Source organism: Streptomyces sp. HUAS 31, assembly GCF_028198125.1.
Lineage (GTDB): Bacteria > Actinomycetota > Actinomycetes > Streptomycetales > Streptomycetaceae > Streptomyces > Streptomyces chartreusis.
Window position 1 is genome coordinate 2,153,105 of sequence record NZ_CP116353.1, and the last position, 17,651, is coordinate 2,170,755.

The 17,651-nt window shown below is 66.0% G+C and carries 14 protein-coding genes and 3 rRNA genes; 7 read left to right on the plus strand and 10 right to left on the minus strand.

The window, feature by feature from the left end:
• Nucleotides 1-119 precede the first annotated feature (119 nt).
• From rrf to PGH47_RS09430, 4 genes are all read right to left on the minus strand, one after another.
• A 5S ribosomal RNA gene (rrf, locus tag PGH47_RS09415) occupies nt 120-236 on the minus strand.
• A 104-nt stretch (nt 237-340) separates the two neighbouring features.
• Nucleotides 341-3,465: ribosomal RNA gene (locus PGH47_RS09420) — 23S ribosomal RNA — on the minus strand.
• A 307-nt stretch (nt 3,466-3,772) separates the two neighbouring features.
• Nucleotides 3,773-5,298, minus strand: a 16S ribosomal RNA gene (locus PGH47_RS09425).
• The 16S, 23S and 5S rRNA genes sit together here, the layout of an rRNA operon.
• A 524-nt stretch (nt 5,299-5,822) precedes the next feature.
• Nucleotides 5,823-6,473, minus strand: a complete 651-nt coding sequence (locus tag PGH47_RS09430; protein WP_271663038.1) for a DNA-3-methyladenine glycosylase — start codon at nt 6,471-6,473, stop codon at nt 5,823-5,825.
• 139 nt (nt 6,474-6,612) lie between these two features.
• Here PGH47_RS09430 and PGH47_RS09435 point away from each other — a divergent pair, with 139 nt between their 5' ends.
• The 3 genes from PGH47_RS09435 to PGH47_RS09445 all read left to right on the plus strand — a co-directional run bounded on the left by PGH47_RS09435 (nt 6,613) and on the right by PGH47_RS09445 (nt 8,630).
• Complete coding sequence (locus tag PGH47_RS09435) at nt 6,613-7,395, plus strand: sporulation protein (RefSeq protein WP_271663039.1); 783 nt, start codon at nt 6,613-6,615, stop codon at nt 7,393-7,395.
• 43 nt (nt 7,396-7,438) lie between these two features.
• The gene (locus PGH47_RS09440; protein ID WP_271663040.1) at nt 7,439-7,978 is read left to right on the plus strand and encodes a YbhB/YbcL family Raf kinase inhibitor-like protein; all 540 of its coding nucleotides are present in this window, start codon (nt 7,439-7,441) and stop codon (nt 7,976-7,978) included.
• 145 nt (nt 7,979-8,123) lie between these two features.
• Complete coding sequence (locus tag PGH47_RS09445; protein ID WP_107907322.1) at nt 8,124-8,630, plus strand: HNH endonuclease; 507 nt, start codon at nt 8,124-8,126, stop codon at nt 8,628-8,630.
• Between the two features lie 160 nt (nt 8,631-8,790).
• Here PGH47_RS09445 and PGH47_RS09450 read toward each other — a convergent pair whose 3' ends face one another.
• The 3 genes from PGH47_RS09450 to PGH47_RS09460 all read right to left on the minus strand — a co-directional run bounded on the left by PGH47_RS09450 (nt 8,791) and on the right by PGH47_RS09460 (nt 11,216).
• Nucleotides 8,791-9,747, minus strand: coding sequence for an SPFH domain-containing protein (locus tag PGH47_RS09450; RefSeq protein ID WP_062725676.1), 957 nt, complete (start codon nt 9,745-9,747; stop codon nt 8,791-8,793).
• A gap of 145 nt (nt 9,748-9,892) precedes the next feature.
• Nucleotides 9,893-10,324 (minus strand): NfeD family protein, encoded by a 432-nt coding sequence (locus PGH47_RS09455; protein ID WP_126903003.1) that lies wholly within the window; start codon nt 10,322-10,324, stop codon nt 9,893-9,895.
• Between the two features lie 94 nt (nt 10,325-10,418).
• A complete protein-coding gene (locus tag PGH47_RS09460; RefSeq protein WP_126903004.1) occupies nt 10,419-11,216 on the minus strand; it encodes an ABC transporter ATP-binding protein in 798 nt (265 codons plus the stop codon).
• 146 nt (nt 11,217-11,362) lie between these two features.
• On the opposite strand from PGH47_RS09460, the gene PGH47_RS09465 reads away from it, so the two are divergent.
• The gene (locus tag PGH47_RS09465; RefSeq protein ID WP_271663041.1) at nt 11,363-12,145 is read left to right on the plus strand and encodes a hypothetical protein; all 783 of its coding nucleotides are present in this window, start codon (nt 11,363-11,365) and stop codon (nt 12,143-12,145) included.
• A gap of 109 nt (nt 12,146-12,254) precedes the next feature.
• On the opposite strand, the gene chpE is transcribed toward PGH47_RS09465, so the two are convergent.
• From chpE to PGH47_RS09480, 3 genes are all read right to left on the minus strand, one after another.
• Nucleotides 12,255-12,500 (minus strand): chaplin ChpE, encoded by a 246-nt coding sequence (gene chpE, locus PGH47_RS09470; RefSeq protein ID WP_030951938.1) that lies wholly within the window; start codon nt 12,498-12,500, stop codon nt 12,255-12,257.
• A 168-nt stretch (nt 12,501-12,668) separates the two neighbouring features.
• On the minus strand, nt 12,669-13,310 hold the full coding sequence (locus tag PGH47_RS09475; protein WP_125528125.1) for a response regulator: 642 nt from the start codon (nt 13,308-13,310) through the stop codon (nt 12,669-12,671).
• A complete protein-coding gene (locus PGH47_RS09480; protein ID WP_271663042.1) occupies nt 13,303-14,448 on the minus strand; it encodes a GAF domain-containing sensor histidine kinase in 1,146 nt (381 codons plus the stop codon). The genes PGH47_RS09475 and PGH47_RS09480 overlap by 8 nt, the downstream gene beginning before the upstream one ends.
• Nucleotides 14,449-14,688: 240 nt before the next feature.
• Here PGH47_RS09480 and PGH47_RS09485 point away from each other — a divergent pair, with 240 nt between their 5' ends.
• The 3 genes from PGH47_RS09485 (at nt 14,689) to PGH47_RS09495 (ending at nt 17,632) form a co-directional block, all read left to right on the plus strand.
• Nucleotides 14,689-15,390, plus strand: coding sequence for an SDR family NAD(P)-dependent oxidoreductase (locus PGH47_RS09485; RefSeq protein ID WP_271663043.1), 702 nt, complete (start codon nt 14,689-14,691; stop codon nt 15,388-15,390).
• Nucleotides 15,387-16,556: an S-adenosylmethionine:tRNA ribosyltransferase-isomerase gene (locus PGH47_RS09490; protein WP_271663044.1), complete on the plus strand. Its 1,170-nt coding sequence runs from the start codon at nt 15,387-15,389 to the stop codon at nt 16,554-16,556. Before PGH47_RS09485 ends, PGH47_RS09490 begins: the two co-directional genes overlap by 4 nt.
• 299 nt (nt 16,557-16,855) lie before the next feature.
• The gene (locus PGH47_RS09495) at nt 16,856-17,632 is read left to right on the plus strand and encodes a transglycosylase SLT domain-containing protein (protein ID WP_271663045.1); all 777 of its coding nucleotides are present in this window, start codon (nt 16,856-16,858) and stop codon (nt 17,630-17,632) included.
• Nucleotides 17,633-17,651: the final 19 nt, after the last annotated feature.

Genomic DNA, 17,651 nt, shown 5'->3' on the forward strand with positions numbered 1-17,651 from the left:
CGGTCGTCGGGAGAGTTGGTGGACATGGGTGACTCCTGTCTTCGGTACCTCAAGCATTGTAAAAACAAAAGGACCCCTGGTCCCAGCTGAACGCTGGGACCAGGGGTCCTCCAAAGATTGTTCGGCGGCGTCCTACTCTCCCACAGGGTCCCCCCTGCAGTACCATCGGCGCTGTAAGGCTTAGCTTCCGGGTTCGGAATGTAACCGGGCGTTTCCCTCACGCTATAACCACCGAAACCCTAATGGTTTCGAGCGAACAAGCACACTTTTCTTTTGTCTGTTCTGCTCTAAGCCGACAACGGTCGTTGTCTCAGAACTAACACAGTGGACGCGAGCAACTGAGGACAAGCCCTCGGCCTATTAGTACCGGTCACCTCCACACGTTACCGTGCTTCCAGATCCGGCCTATCAACCCAGTCGTCTACTGGGAGCCTTACCCCATCAAGTGGGTGGGAATACTCATCTCGAAGCAGGCTTCCCGCTTAGATGCTTTCAGCGGTTATCCCTCCCGAACGTAGCCAACCAGCCATGCCCTTGGCAGAACAACTGGCACACCAGAGGTTCGTCCGTCCCGGTCCTCTCGTACTAGGGACAGCCCTTCTCAATATTCCTGCGCGCGCAGCGGATAGGGACCGAACTGTCTCACGACGTTCTAAACCCAGCTCGCGTACCGCTTTAATGGGCGAACAGCCCAACCCTTGGGACCGACTCCAGCCCCAGGATGCGACGAGCCGACATCGAGGTGCCAAACCATCCCGTCGATATGGACTCTTGGGGAAGATCAGCCTGTTATCCCCGGGGTACCTTTTATCCGTTGAGCGACGGCGCTTCCACAAGCCACCGCCGGATCACTAGTCCCGACTTTCGTCCCTGCTCGACCCGTCGGTCTCACAGTCAAGCTCCCTTGTGCACTTACACTCAACACCTGATTGCCAACCAGGCTGAGGGAACCTTTGGGCGCCTCCGTTACTCTTTAGGAGGCAACCGCCCCAGTTAAACTACCCATCAGACACTGTCCCTGATCCGGATCACGGACCCAGGTTAGACATCCAGCACGACCAGACTGGTATTTCAACGACGACTCCCCCTGAACTGGCGTCCAGAGTTCACAGTCTCCCAGCTATCCTACACAAGCCGAACCGAACACCAATATCAAACTGTAGTAAAGGTCCCGGGGTCTTTCCGTCCTGCTGCGCGAAACGAGCATCTTTACTCGTAGTGCAATTTCACCGGGCCTATGGTTGAGACAGTCGAGAAGTCGTTACGCCATTCGTGCAGGTCGGAACTTACCCGACAAGGAATTTCGCTACCTTAGGATGGTTATAGTTACCACCGCCGTTTACTGGCGCTTAAGTTCTCAGCTTCGCCCAGACGAATCTGAGCTAACCGGTCCCCTTAACGTTCCAGCACCGGGCAGGCGTCAGTCCGTATACATCGCCTTACGGCTTCGCACGGACCTGTGTTTTTAGTAAACAGTCGCTTCTCGCTGGTCTCTGCGGCCACCCCCAGCTCGGAGAGCAAGTCTCCTCACCAGACGTGGCCCCCCTTCTCCCGAAGTTACGGGGGCATTTTGCCGAGTTCCTTAACCATAGTTCACCCGAACGCCTCGGTATTCTCTACCTGACCACCTGAGTCGGTTTAGGGTACGGGCCGCCATGAAACTCGCTAGAGGCTTTTCTCGACAGCATAGGATCATCCACTTCACCACAATCGGCTCGGCATCAGGTCTCACCCTGTATGAGTGGCGGATTTGCCTACCACTCGGGCTACACCCTTACCCCGGGACAACCACCGCCCGGGATGGACTACCTTCCTGCGTCACCCCATCACTCACCTACTACCAGCTCGGGTCACCGGCTCCACCACTCCGACCTCGTCCGAAGACTCAGCCGGCGGCTTCACGGGCTTAGCATCACTGGATTCGATGTTTGACGCTTCACAGCGGGTACCGGAATATCAACCGGTTATCCATCGACTACGCCTGTCGGCCTCGCCTTAGGTCCCGACTTACCCTGGGCAGATCAGCTTGACCCAGGAACCCTTAGTCAATCGGCGCACACGTTTCTCACGTGTGAATCGCTACTCATGCCTGCATTCTCACTCGTGAACCGTCCACCACTGCCTTCCGGCGCGGCTTCACCCGGCACACGACGCTCCCCTACCCATCCATACGGGCGTTGGCCCTGTTGTATGAATGACACGACTTCGGCGGTACGCTTGAGCCCCGCTACATTGTCGGCGCGGAATCACTAGACCAGTGAGCTATTACGCACTCTTTCAAGGGTGGCTGCTTCTAAGCCAACCTCCTGGTTGTCTCTGCGACTCCACATCCTTTCCCACTTAGCGTACGCTTAGGGGCCTTAGTCGATGCTCTGGGCTGTTTCCCTCTCGACCATGGAGCTTATCCCCCACAGTCTCACTGCCGCGCTCTCACTTACCGGCATTCGGAGTTTGGCTAAGGTCAGTAACCCGGTAGGGCCCATCGCCTATCCAGTGCTCTACCTCCGGCAAGAAACACACGACGCTGCACCTAAATGCATTTCGGGGAGAACCAGCTATCACGGAGTTTGATTGGCCTTTCACCCCTAACCACAGGTCATCCCCCAGGTTTTCAACCCTGGTGGGTTCGGTCCTCCACGAAGTCTTACCTCCGCTTCAACCTGCCCATGGCTAGATCACTCCGCTTCGGGTCTTGAGCGCGCTACTATATCGCCCTATTCGGACTCGCTTTCGCTACGGCTTCCCCACACGGGTTAACCTCGCAACACACCGCAAACTCGCAGGCTCATTCTTCAAAAGGCACGCAGTCACGAGACATCAAGTAAACTTGACGTCCGACGCTCCCACGGCTTGTAGGCACACGGTTTCAGGTACTATTTCACTCCCCTCCCGGGGTACTTTTCACCATTCCCTCACGGTACTATCCGCTATCGGTCACCAGGGAATATTTAGGCTTAGCGGGTGGTCCCGCCAGATTCACACGGGATTTCTCGGGCCCCGTGCTACTTGGGTGTCTCTCAAACGAGCCGCTGACGTTTCGACTACGGGGGTCTTACCCTCTACGCCGGACCTTTCGCATGTCCTTCGCCTACATCAACGGTTTCTGACTCGTCTCACAGCCGGCAGACTGTAAAAGAGAGATCCCACAACCCCGCATACGCAACCCCTGCCGGGTCTCACACGTATACGGTTTGGCCTCATCCAGTTTCGCTCGCCACTACTCCCGGAATCACGGTTGTTTTCTCTTCCTGCGGGTACTGAGATGTTTCACTTCCCCGCGTTCCCTCCACTTGCCCTATGTGTTCAGACAAGGGTGACAGCCCATGACGACTGCCGGGTTTCCCCATTCGGAAACCCCCGGATCAAAGCCTGGTTGACGACTCCCCGGGGACTATCGTGGCCTCCCACGTCCTTCATCGGTTCCTGGTGCCAAGGCATCCACCGTGCGCCCTTAAAAACTTGGCCACAGATGCTCGCGTCCACTGTGCAGTTCTCAAACAACGACCAGTACACCGTCACACACCACCCTGTGGTGCTTCACCGGCGCCGGCACTGAGGTCGGGATCAAATCCGTACCCTCAGACACCCAACAGCGTGCCCGGCACGATCAGTTGACCAGATCAGCGTTCCACGCCCCGAGGGGCAGTACTAGCGCCTGATCCATCCTGGATCGTGCCGAATAATCAACGTTCCACCCATGAGCAACCAGCATCAGACATTCGCTGATGTACTGGCCTCTGACCAACCGGAGTTGGTGAGAAGTGCTCCTTAGAAAGGAGGTGATCCAGCCGCACCTTCCGGTACGGCTACCTTGTTACGACTTCGTCCCAATCGCCAGTCCCACCTTCGACAGCTCCCTCCCACAAGGGGTTGGGCCACCGGCTTCGGGTGTTACCGACTTTCGTGACGTGACGGGCGGTGTGTACAAGGCCCGGGAACGTATTCACCGCAGCAATGCTGATCTGCGATTACTAGCAACTCCGACTTCATGGGGTCGAGTTGCAGACCCCAATCCGAACTGAGACAGGCTTTTTGAGATTCGCTCCACCTCACGGTATCGCAGCTCATTGTACCTGCCATTGTAGCACGTGTGCAGCCCAAGACATAAGGGGCATGATGACTTGACGTCGTCCCCACCTTCCTCCGAGTTGACCCCGGCGGTCTCCTGTGAGTCCCCATCACCCCGAAGGGCATGCTGGCAACACAGAACAAGGGTTGCGCTCGTTGCGGGACTTAACCCAACATCTCACGACACGAGCTGACGACAGCCATGCACCACCTGTACACCGACCACAAGGGGGCGCCTGTCTCCAGACGTTTCCGGTGTATGTCAAGCCTTGGTAAGGTTCTTCGCGTTGCGTCGAATTAAGCCACATGCTCCGCTGCTTGTGCGGGCCCCCGTCAATTCCTTTGAGTTTTAGCCTTGCGGCCGTACTCCCCAGGCGGGGAACTTAATGCGTTAGCTGCGGCACCGACGACGTGGAATGTCGCCAACACCTAGTTCCCACCGTTTACGGCGTGGACTACCAGGGTATCTAATCCTGTTCGCTCCCCACGCTTTCGCTCCTCAGCGTCAGTAATGGCCCAGAGATCCGCCTTCGCCACCGGTGTTCCTCCTGATATCTGCGCATTTCACCGCTACACCAGGAATTCCGATCTCCCCTACCACACTCTAGCTAGCCCGTATCGAATGCAGACCCGGGGTTAAGCCCCGGGCTTTCACACCCGACGTGACAAGCCGCCTACGAGCTCTTTACGCCCAATAATTCCGGACAACGCTTGCGCCCTACGTATTACCGCGGCTGCTGGCACGTAGTTAGCCGGCGCTTCTTCTGCAGGTACCGTCACTTTCGCTTCTTCCCTGCTGAAAGAGGTTTACAACCCGAAGGCCGTCATCCCTCACGCGGCGTCGCTGCATCAGGCTTTCGCCCATTGTGCAATATTCCCCACTGCTGCCTCCCGTAGGAGTCTGGGCCGTGTCTCAGTCCCAGTGTGGCCGGTCGCCCTCTCAGGCCGGCTACCCGTCGTCGCCTTGGTGAGCCATTACCTCACCAACAAGCTGATAGGCCGCGGGCTCATCCTTCACCGCCGGAGCTTTTAACCCCCGTCCAGGAGGACAGGAGTGTTATCCGGTATTAGACCCCGTTTCCAGGGCTTGTCCCAGAGTGAAGGGCAGATTGCCCACGTGTTACTCACCCGTTCGCCACTAATCCCCACCGAAGTGGTTCATCGTTCGACTTGCATGTGTTAAGCACGCCGCCAGCGTTCGTCCTGAGCCAGGATCAAACTCTCCGTGAATGTCTACCGGTAATCCGGTGCACACACACGAGAGCGGAACCAGGAGAGGAATAGTCTCCCGGTTCACAGCGTCCTCGCTGTGTTATTTCAAAGGAACCTCGCCCCAACCGTACGGTTGGAGACGGGGTATCAACATATCTGGCGTTGATTTTTGGCACGCTGTTGAGTTCTCAAGGAACGGACGCTTCCTTTGTACTCACCCTCTCGGGCTTTCCTCCGGGCTTTTCCCTTCGGTCTTGCGTTTCCGACTCTATCAGATCGTTTTCCGATCCGATTCCCTGTCGGCGGGATTGTCTTGGGTCTTGGGCTTTCGCCCGTCGGCCTTTCGACATTCACTACGTTAGCCGATTCCCCCGCCCGATTCATAATCGGGGTTCTGCGGATTCGAATTCGGGCATGCGGGCACGCCGGAATCGACCCTGCTGAGGGGTTATTGCTAGGTAGTGGGTTGGCCGCTCCGGCTGCTGACTTCGCAGTACCCGGTTCAGCGGCTCGGGCTACGTTACGCGCCCCGTCATGGCGCGTCAACTTGAGCGACGCTTGGGGACGTGGGCCCGATAGGGGCTGACCGTAGGGTCGTTGGCGATCCAGTAGCGCCACGGGTGGACGTCGCCATTGCCACCGTCACCTGCCACTCCGGTGCGTGGACCGTTCCGTACCTGGTCGGAGGGGGCCGGGGTGCCGGTGAGGATCCTCAGCGGGGTCTCGCCCGAGGCGCAGGCGTCCGTACCGTCCAAGGCGCGGTCGACGTCCAGGGCGGTGGCCAGGCGGGCCGGGCCTTTGGCCAGTTCCTTGTCGTTACGGGCCGAGAGTCGACGTTTACGGGTCAGCTCGGCGCCCTCCACGATCTCGCCGGCGCGCAGCAGGACCGCGCTCGCCCGGCCCTCGGGGCCGCACACCAGGTTCATGCAGTGCCACATGCCGTAGGTGAAGTAGACGTAGACGTACCCAGGGGGACCGAACATCACGCCGTTGCGGGGTGTGGGGCCGCGATAGGCGTGCGAGCCGGGGTCATTAGGGCCGTCGTAGGCCTCCACCTCTGTGAGGCGCAGGGCGATCGGACCGTCCGAGGTGGTGCGTACGAGGATCCGGCCCAGGAGATCGGGGGCGACCTCCAGGACGGGGCGGTCGAAGAAGTCCCGGGGAAGGGGCGTACGGTCGGGGGTCGCGATCATGCCGTCCGAGGGTAGTGGAGACGGGTCGTCGCGACGGGGTGGTCAGGAAGCGTGCGCCTTGCCAGGGTGGGGCGCGGAACCGGCCACGGCCGGATCGCGTTTGTAGGGATCAGGGATCCACTCTGAGAAGAGGAGAGTCATGGCGTTCAAGAAGCTGCTCGCGAGCCTGGGGGCCGGCGGTGCTTCGGTCGAGACGGTGCTGACCGAGGTCAACGTCGTTCCGGGCGGTGTCGTCCAGGGCGAGGTGCGGATTCAGGGCGGGTCCGTGAGCCAGAACATCGAGGGCCTGTCCGTGGGTCTTCAGGCCCGTGTCGAGGTCGAGACCCAGGACTCGGAGTACAAGCAGGACATCGAGTTCACGAAGATGCAGCTCGGCGGTGCCTTCGAGCTTCAGCCCGGCGCGGTGCACGCGGTGCCGTTCGGGCTGGAGATCCCGTGGGAGACGCCGGTCACCATGATCGACGGTCAGGCGCTGCGCGGCATGAACATCGGTGTGTCGACGGAGCTGGCGATCGCCCGGGCCGTGGACTCCACCGACCTGGACCCGATCAACGTGCACCCGCTGCCGGCGCAGAAGGCGATCCTCGACGCCTTCATCCAGCTGGGCTTCCGCTTCAAGAACGCGGACATGGAGCGCGGCCACATCCGCAACACCCGGCAGAAGCTGCCGTTCTACCAGGAGATCGAGTTCTTCCCGCCGCAGCAGTACCGCGGGATCAACCAGGTCGAGCTGAGCTTCGTGGCGGACGGCAACGCGATGGACGTCGTCCTGGAAATGGACAAGAAGCCCGGGTTGTTCAGCGAGGGCAGCGACACCTTCCGTTCGTTCCAGGTGCGTCTGAACGACTTCCACGGGACCGACTGGGCGGCGTACCTCAATCAGTGGCTGTCCGAGGTCGGCAGCAAGCGCAACTGGTTCTAGGCTCGGAACTGCTGATTCCACTGTTTCGTCAGGAGGTATCGAAGTGACCGAGCTCAAGCGGCGGCCGCTCCCCCACGACTTCCATCCGCCCGTGCCGTCCTTCACGGTCACGAGTGAGGAGGTCGCGGCCGGCGGGACCCTCGAGGACGCTCAGGTCTACGCGGCCGGCAACACCTCGCCTCAGCTGCGCTGGGAGGGCTTCCCGGCGGAGACCAAGAGCTTCGCCGTGACCTGCTACGACCCGGACGCCCCCACGGGGAGCGGGTTCTGGCACTGGGTCCTCTTCGACATCCCGGCCTCCGTGACCGAGTTGCCGGCGGGTGCGGGCAGCGGCAAGTTCGAGGGGCTGCCCGAGGGTGCCGTACAGGCGCGGAACGACTACGGGTCGAAGGACTTCGGGGGTGCCGCGCCGCCGCCCGGGGACGGGCCGCACCGCTATGTGTTCACGGTGTACGCCGTGGACCAGGAGAAGCTCGGTCCGGACTCGGACGCGAGCCCGGCGGTCGTCGGCTTCAACCTGCGCTTCCACGCGCTCGCGCGTGCGCATGTGATCGCCGAGTACGAGGTGCCCGCCGAATCCTGACGTTCATGGAACGTTTGCCCGCCCCCGGTCATGGAAGTGATCGGGGGCGGGCATTTTTTATTTCGTTGTCCATCTCGGCGTGCCCGGCCAGAGTTGATCCCAGTCCGCCAGGGGGTGGGCAGGTGCGCACGGGAGGTGGGCTGCAATGCGGGACACGCTGGTACTGAACGCGAGCTTCGAGCCGCTGTCGACGGTGACGTTGAATCGAGCCGTCGTTCTGGTGCTTCAGGACAAGGCCGTCGTCGAGCAGGCCCACCCCGAACTGCGTATGCGTGGAGCCGAGGTCGACATACCCGCGCCCCGGGTGATCAGGCTGTGCAGGTACGTACGGGTGCCGTTCCGAAGACAAGCGCCGTGGTCGCGGCGGGGTGTGTTGGTGCGGGACCGGCACCGGTGCGCGTACTGCGGGCGCAGGGCGACGACCGTGGACCACGTGGTGCCGCGGTCGCACGGTGGGCAGGACACGTGGCTGAATACGGTCGCCTCGTGTGCGGAGGACAATCACCGGAAGGCGGACCGGACGCCTGAGCAGGCGGGTATGCCGTTGCTTCGGGAGCCGTTCGAGCCGACTCCTGCCGATGCGATGTTGCTGACGCTGGGGGCCGAGGAGTTTGCTGCGCTGCCGGATTGGCTGGCGACGGACGCGGCCTGATCTGATTGCCGTGGGTCCATCGGTGGTTCGTAGGCCGTCGGTTCGTTGTGGCTTGTCGCTTCCCCGCGCCCCTGAGGGCGTTGGGGCCCGGCCCCGTGAAGAGATTGGGGCCCGCCTTCGTCGAGGAAGGCGGGCCCGTTGTCGTATCGCGCGAACCGTGTCAGTCGATCGACGGCTTCTCTCGGCGTTCCGTAGCCTGGCCGGGGATGTTGGCCGAGCCGCCGTTGCCCGAACCGCCGCCCAGGCCGCCCAGGTTGCCCATGGCGCCGGAGAGGCCCTTGAGGGCGTCGCCGATTTCGCTGGGGACGATCCAGAGCTTGTTGGCGTCGCCCTCGGCGATCTTCGGGAGCATCTGGAGGTACTGGTAGGAGAGGAGCTTCTGGTCCGGGTCGCCGGCGTGGATCGCCTCGAAGACCGTACGGACGGCCTGCGCCTCGCCTTCCGCGCGCAGGGCCGCGGCCTTGGCCTCACCCTCGGCGCGGAGGATCTGGGACTGCTTCTCACCTTCGGCGGTGAGGATGGCGGCCTGGCGCGTACCTTCGGCGGTGAGGATCGCGGCGCGCTTGTCACGGTCGGCGCGCATCTGCTTCTCCATCGAGTCCTGGATGGAGGTGGGCGGTTCGATCGCCTTGAGCTCGACGCGGTTGACGCGGATGCCCCACTTGCCCGTCGCCTCGTCGAGGACGCCGCGCAGGGCCGCGTTGATCTCCTCGCGGGAGGTCAGGGTGCGCTCCAGGTCCATGCCGCCGATGATGTTGCGGAGCGTGGTGACCGTGAGCTGCTCGATCGCCTGGATGTAGCTGGCGACTTCGTAGGTGGCCGCGCGCGCGTCGGTCACCTGGTAGTAGATGACGGTGTCGATGTTCACGACCAGGTTGTCCTGGGTGATCACCGGCTGCGGCGGGAACGGCACGACCTGTTCGCGCAGGTCGATGCGGTTGCGGATGGTGTCGATGAACGGGACCACGATGTTGAGGCCCGCGTTGAGTGTCCGTGTGTAGCGGCCGAAGCGCTCGACGATGGCCGCGCTCGCCTGCGGGATGACCTGGATCGTCTTGATCAGGGCGATGAAGACCAACACCACCAGAATGATCAGGACGATGATGACCGGTTCCATCGTCGTTCCCCGTACCCCTTCTCCGCTGCGGCAACTTCGGCAGATCTTATGCCTGTTGAAGATCTTGCTGGTCGAGTCTGACAGACCGTCGCGTACCCCGTGGCGCGTTCGCGCCAGATACGTCGTGCGAGGTCACGGTGCGCGGTCACATGACGATCGCGGTGGCCCCCTCGATGTCCACGACGTCCACTTCCTGGCCCACTTCGTAGGCGCGGTCGGTGTCGAGCGCGCGGGCCGACCAGATCTCTCCGGCGAGCTTGATGCGGCCGCCCGAGGCGTCGACGCGTTCCAGAACGACGGCTTGTTTGCCCTTCAACGCCTCGATGCCGGTGGCGAGTTGGGGGCGTTGTGCGCGATGCCGGTTGGCGATGGGCCGTACGACGGCGATGAGTGCGGTCGAGACGACGACGAAGGCCACGACCTGGACCACGGCGTCACCGCCGAAGATGCCGGCGGCCACGGCGGCGGCGACGGCACCGACCGCGAGCATGCCGAGTTCGGGCATCGCGGTGATCACGAGCCCGATGCCGAGCGCTGCCGCGCCGATCAACCACCAAACCCACGCGTCGATTTCCACATGGTCATGGTAGGACCGCGGACCCTGTCACCGACAGGGCGCCGATCGTTCGAGAGGCCCCTTCTACCGGGGTTTCGCGGGGTGAAGGAGTGGGTCAGGAGAGCGGGAGGCCCTGTGCCGTCCAGCGGTCGCCGACCTGCTCGACGACGAGCGGGAGGCCGAAGCAGAGGGAGAGGTTGCGGGAGGTCAGTTCGAGCTCCATGGGGCCGGCGGCGAGCACCTTGCCCTGGCGGATCATCAGGACGTGGGTGAAGCCCGGGGGGATCTCCTCGACGTGGTGGGTGACCATGAGCATCGAGGGGGCGATCGGGTCGCGGGCGAGGCGGCCGAGACGGCGTACGAGGTCCTCGCGGCCGCCGAGGTCGAGGCCGGCGGCGGGTTCGTCGAGGAGGAGCAGCTCGGGGTCGGCCATCAGGGCGCGGGAGATGAGGGTGCGCTTGCGCTCGCCCTCGGAGAGGGTGCCGAACTTCCGGTCGAGGTAGTCGCTCATGCCGAGGCGGTCGAGGAAGGCGCGGGCGCGCTGCTCGTCGACGTCCTCGTAGTCCTCGTTCCAGGTGGCGGTCATGCCGTAGGCGGCGGTCAGGACCGTCTGGAGGACGGTCTGGCGCTTGGGGAGCTTCTCGGCCAGGGCGATGCCGGCCACGCCGATGCGCGGGCGCAGCTCGAAGACGTCGGTGCCGGGCTTGCCGAGGGTCTCGCCGAGGATCGTGGCGGTGCCCTTGGTCGGGTAGAGGTAGCTGGACGCGACGTTCAGGAGGGTGGTCTTGCCGGCGCCGTTCGGGCCGAGGATGACCCAGCGCTCGCCCTCCTTGACCGACCAGGAGACCTGGTCCACCAGAGCCCGGCCCTCGCGGACCACGGATACGTCCTGAAGCTCCAGAACATCGCTCATGAGCGCGTTGTCTCCCCTTGCAGTGTGACCGGTCTCGGCGTCTCGGCGTCTCGGAGGTCGCGTGCGCCTGTGGGCGCAGCCCTCAACGAAATCTACGCCACCGGTCCACCCCTTCATTCCATCGGTCCGGTCCTTAGGGTGGGGGCATGCTCTCGGAACCACGTTCAGGACGCCTTGCCGCTTGGGGAAATGCCCTTTTGGCCGGACTTGTCTCACCGGATGACGCTGTGCACGAGATCGTCGGTGACGATGCCGTGCACCGGGTGGAGGGGTTGCCCGGCGAGTCGGCGCCCGTGGGGCTCACGCTGGGGCTGGGGCGGCTGCGGACGCTCGGGGTGAGCGGACTGCGGGTCGCGCTGCCGTCGCCGGGGCATCCGCTGGGGCTGAGCGGGCCGCCGGAGTTCAACGCGCGGGCGATGGATGCCGAGGAGGCGGTGATCTGCCACGGCGCCGCGTTCGGGCTGGTGCCGGAGGTGTACGAGGCCGGGCCCGACGGTGATGTGCGTGTCGAGGTCGTCTGGCGGGTGCTGCCCGTGCGGGAGGCGCCGCCCGCGGACGTGCCGTCGCTGGGTGAGGCCGAGCGGGAGCTGGCGGAGGGCCTGCGGGAGGCGACCGAGGTGCTGTCCCGGCTGGATGTGGCCGGATCGGGGCCGGTGGCCGAGGCGGCGATCGACGCGTACCGGGCGCGGGCCGAGCGGGGGCGGGAGGTGCTGGCGCCGGGGTATCCGCCGCGGGCGGTGCGGGTGCTGGAGCTGGCGCAGCGGGTCGGTCTGCTGGTCTCGCTGGCGCGGGAGAACGGGCACGGGGGTGCGGTGAGCTCCGCGGAGATGGGGGCCCGGACGGAGGCGCTGCGGCCGGTGGAGCGGGTGGCCCGGCGGGCGCAGGTGGCCGCGTACAACGCGTATGTGGAGGAGCGGGGCGCGCGGTGAGCGTCCGTGGGGCGGCCGTACCGGAGCGCTCCTGAGGAATTCGGCGGGAACAGACCGGCCCCCCGGGAAACCCGGGGGGCCGGAGGTCACTGCCTGTTCTGGGGGGTCGTCACTTGTTGACGGCCAGGTTGCCGAAGGCGGGGTTCAGGATGCCGACGACGTTCACGCTGTTGCCCGAGACGTTGACCGGGATGTGGACCGGGGCCTGGACGAGGTTGCCCGAGGCGACGCCCGGGGAGCCCACGGCCTGGCCGTCGGCGTGCGCGCCGTCGGTGGCGGAGGCCATTCCGGCACCGGCGGCCAGCAGGCCACCCGCCACCATCGTCACGGCCGCTGCCTTCTTCAGGTTCTTCACTTCTAAGCCCTCCTTGCGATTGCCGCGGCAGTCGCCGCAGCACGCACTGGAGAACGGTGGAGATCCACGAAGGATGCGCCATCCGGGGGACATTCCCACGACGGTATGAATCTCAGTCCGGAGCGGAACCCTCCGAATTGCCGTCCGTCACGCCCTGCGCAGAGCGTTTCAGCCGGTCACGCCATGGCGTACGGCCCACAGGGCGGCCTGCGTGCGGTCCGCGAGGTCGAGCTTCATCAGGATGTTCGAGACGTGCGTCTTGACGGTCTTCTCGGACAGGACCAGGGCCCTGGCTATCTCCCGGTTCGAGCGGCCGTCCGCGATCAGCCCGAGCACCTCGCGCTCCCGCTCCGTCAGCGAACCGCCTCTCCCCTGGCCCGAGTTGGCCTCCTCCTGGGACAGCAGGGCGCCCGCCACCTCGGGCTGGAGCAGGATGTGGCCGGCGTGCACCGAGCGGATGGCTCCGGCGAGCGCGTCCGGGTCGACGTCCTTGTAGACGTACCCGGCGGCACCCGCGCGCAGGGCCGGGATCACCGTGCGCTGTTCGGTGAAGCTGGTGACGATGAGCACGCGTGCGGGGTTGTCGAGCTCGCGGAGCTTGCGCAGGGCGTCGACGCCGTCCATCCCCGGCATCTTGACGTCCATGAGGACGACGTCCGGCTTCAGCTCCTCGGCGCGGGCCACTCCCTCGGCGCCGTCCGCGGCCTCCCCCACGACCTCGATGTCGTCCTGCACTTCGAGGAACGTGCGCAGGCCCCGGCGGACCACCTGGTGGTCGTCGACGAGGAGCACCTTGATTGCGTCAGCCACCGGGGACCTCCATCTCGATCACGGTGCCCTTGCCGGGCGCCGATTCCACGGTCAGCGTGCCGCCGACGCCGCTCGCCCGGTCCCGCATGGAGACCAGGCCGAGGTGGCGTCCCGCGCGGCGTACCGCCTTCGGGTCGAAGCCGCTGCCGTCGTCCGTGATCCGCAGGACCGCTCCGCCGGCGCGCCGGTCCAGGGTCACGTCGACGTGCTCGCCCCCGGAGTGCCGCAGGGCGTTGTGCAGGGCCTCCTGGGCGACGCGCAGCAGTGCCTCCTCCTGGGCGGAGGGCAGGGCCTTCACACCGCGGCCGGCGAAGGTGACGCGAGCGGTGTGGGCACGGTCGAGGACCTGGATCTGGGTGCGCAGGGTGGCGACCAGGCCGTCCTCGTCGAGAGCGGCGGGGCGCAACTCGACGACCGCGGCGCGCAGTTCGTCGGCGGCCTCGGCGGCGAGCGCGGCGACCTGGTGCATCTCGCCCTTGGCGCGGGCTGGGTCCCGGTCGACCAGGGCGGTGGCGGCCTGGGCCGTCAGGCGCAGCGAGAACAGCTTCTGGCTGACCGCGTCGTGCAGTTCGTGCGCCAGGCGCGAGCGCTCCTCGGCGATGGTCAGCTCGCGGCTGCGCTCGTACAGGCGGGCGTTGGTCAGGGCGATCGCGGCGTGCTGGGCGAGGATGCCGAGGAGTTCCTCGTCCTCGGCGGTGAAGCCGCAACTGCCCTCCGGCTTGGGGCAGTTCTTGTTCGCCAGGAACAGGGCGCCGATGACCTCGTCGCCGTCGCGGATCGGCAGGCCCAGGAAGTCGGACATGTCGGGGTGCGCCGACGGCCAGCCCTCGAAGCGGGGGTCCTTGCGGACGTCGGCGAGACGCTCGACCTTGGCTTCCTGGAGCATCGCGGCGAGGATGCCGTGCTGGCGGGGCAGCGGGCCGATGGCCTTCCACTGGTGGTCGCTGACCCCGTCGACGACGAACTGGGCGAAGCCTCCGTGGTCGTCCGGCACGCCGAGCGCGGCGTACTGCGCGTCGAGCAGTTCGCGGGCGGAGGCGACGATCGTCTTGAGGACGTCGCGCACCTCCAGATGCCTGCTCATGGCCAGCAACGCGGAGCTCACCGCGGCGAGGCCGGACCTGGGGGCTTGACTCATGCCCTCACCGTACCGGCGGGGCGTGACGGCCGGATCGGACCTGTGGCGGCGGCCGGCTAGGGCGACGGTCCTAGTCCTCTGGTCCCCCGGTCGGCGACGTAGGGCGAACGGACCCGGGTGCTCGGCCTAGGACGAAGGGCCCCGCGATGTTGCGGCCCGCGTCCGAGGCGGTGCGGGCGGCCCCGTTCCTACGTTGAGGGCACCGCCGATCCGAGGCGGCTGGACGAGGGGACGGTTGTCATGCCGGTAGCGATCATCACGGGGGCTTCGAAGGGGCTGGGGCGGGCGCTCGCCGAGGCGCTGGCCGCCCGCGGCTGGGATCTGGTGCTGGACGCCAGGACGCCGGAGGTCCTGAAGGAGACGGCGTCCGCGCTGCGGGACGCGCACGGCACGGACGTGACGGCGGTGCCGGGAGACGTCACGGACGCCGGGCACCGGGCCGCTCTGGTGGCCGCAGCCTGGCGGCTGGGCGGTGTCGATCTGCTGGTGAGCAACGCCAGCGCGCTGGGCGCCGAGCCGCTGCGGCGGCTGGACGCGCTGCCGCCGGCGGGGCTGCGGCGGGCGCTGGAGGTGAACGTGGTCGCCGCGCTGGGCCTGGTGCAGGAGGCGCTGCCGCTGCTGCGGGCGGCCGGGGCCGGGGCCGTGATCACGGTGAGCTCGGACGCGGCGGCCGAGGCGTACGAGACATGGGGCGGTTACGGGGCGTCGAAGGCGGCCCTGGACCATCTCGCGGCGGTGCTCGGCGAGGAGGAGCCCGGACTGCGCGTGTGGGCGGTCGACCCCGGGGACATGGCCACGGACCTGTACGCGGCGGCCGTACCGGACGACGACGATCCGCGGCCGGCGCCGGCGAGTGTCGTGCCGGCGTTCCTGCGGCTGCTGGACGAGCGTCCGGCGAGCGGCCGCTACGGGGCTCCGGCTCTGCTGGAGGGGCGGCGATGACGCTGGCGACGGGAGTGCCCCCGCGCGAGCCTGTTCGAGCGTGGGGGAAGGTGCCCGAGGAGCTGTCGGCGCGGGTTCCGGCCGAGCAGCGTGGGCCGGGGCTGGGCCGGGATGCCGTACGGCTGCTGGTGTCGCGGGGCACCGCGGTGTCGCATCACGCGTTCCGTGAGCTGCCGCGGCTGCTGCGGGCCGGGGATCTGCTGGTCGTCAACACCTCGCGGACGCTGGCCGCGGCCGTGGACGGGCGGGTCGGGCACGCGCGCGTGGTGGTGCACTTCTCCACGCGCGGGGACGACGGGCGGTGGGCGGTCGAACTGCGGGATCCGGACGAGCGGGGCGCCACGCGCGCGCGTGCGGGCGGGCCCGCGGGTAGTGAGGTGGGGCTGCCGGGCGGGCTGCGGCTGGTTCTGGAGGAGCCGCTGAGCCCGGGGAGCGAGCGGCTGTGGTGGGCTCGGGTCTCCGGTCCCCTGGACGTGGAGGCCACGGGAGAGTCCCCCACAGGCGCGCCCGGCACCGGGATCTTCGGGCTCATGCGGGAGCACGGGCGGCCGATCCGCTACTCCTATACCGAGCGGGATCAGCCGCTGTGCGTGTACCAGACGGTGTTCGCGCTGCCGTCGGCCGACGGTGCGGGCAGTGCGGAGATGCCGAGCGCGGCGCGGCCCTTCACGGCCGGGCTGGTGACGGAGCTGGTCAGCCGGGGTGTGCAGATCGCGCCGATCAGCCTGCACACCGGGGTGGCCTCGGCCGAGGCGCACGAGCCGCCGTATCCGGAGCGGTTCGCGGTGCCGGAGGCGTCCGCGCGGCTGATCAACGCGGTGAAGGCAGGGGACGGCCGGGTCGTCGCCGTGGGGACGACGGCCGTGCGGGCCGTGGAGTCGGCGGTGGACGCCGACGGGGTCGTACGCGCGCGTGAGGGGTGGACGGATCTCGTCGTGACGCCGGAGCGCGGGGTGCGGGTGGTGGACGGGCTGCTGACCGGGCTGCACGAGCCGGAGGCGTCGCATCTGCTGATGCTGGAGGCGGTCGCCGGGCGGGACGCGATCAGCCGTAGTTACGAGGAGGCGCTGCGCGGGCTCTACCTGTGGCACGAGTTCGGCGACGTGCACCTCATCCTCCCGGCGGAGAACCCTCACACAGTGCATTGCTCCAGCAACTGCTGGTGAGACTGACACACGGCCGATGTGAGCCCGCGCATAGGGTCCACATCACGTACGAAAGTCCGTAGTAGGTAGTGACGTCCCTTTTGAGCGGCACGGACGGCCCTGTCTGTCCTATTTTGCCCTTCCCGGCTCCACTATCGAGGATCGTACGTCACACCTTTGCCAGGCAATTTTGCGGCCGCTAACAATGGCTCTCGTCGCTCAGCGCCGTGGGTTCAGCCCGCGGCGTTTGTGCAGGAAGCACCCGTGTCCCCTGTCGGACAGCGAGCGACCTCCGCGCTATTCGAAGAGGTCCCACTGCCATGCTCAAGAACACCAAGAACCGTGGTCTCAGTCGTTCCATCAACAAGCGTCAGAAGATCGCGATCGCAGGTGTCACCACGCTCGGTGCCGCCGCCCTGGCCATCTCCGCCGTACCCGGCAACGCCACGACGACCACGGCCGAAGCCCCCGCGGGCAAGGTGGCCTACAGCAACGAGCAGATAAAGGACGTCAAGGGCAGCGTCACCGACCAGCTCGCAGGCGACAAGGTGAAGGCCGAGGCGATGGTCGCCAAGCACAAGGCTGCTGTGGCCACCGCCAAGCACCGGGCCGCCGTCGCCCACGACAAGCACGTGGCCGCCCAGGCCGCCGCCAAGCAGCGCGCCGCCAAGGCCGCCGCCGCGAAGAAGGCCGCTGCCGAGCGCAAGGCGAAGGAGGCCGCGAGCCGGTCCGCCAAGCGCGTCGCGGTCAAGCCCGTCGCCGCCAAGAAGTCCTACGCGAACAACCTCGACGGCTGGATCCGTGAGGCCCTGGACATCATGAAGAAGCATGACATCCCGGGCACCTACAACGGCCTGCACAAGAACATCATGCGCGAGTCCTCGGGCAACCCGAACGCGATCAACAACTGGGACATCAACGCCCAGAACGGCGTCCCGTCGATCGGTCTGCTCCAGGTCATCAAGCCCACCTTCGACGCGTACCACGTGCCGGGCACCGCGCACAGCCAGTACGACCCGGTCGCGAACCTGACCGCCGCCGCCAACTACGCGGCCGACCGGTACGGCTCGATCGACAACGTCAACAGCGCGTACTGAGCGAGGTAGGCGCGGGCCT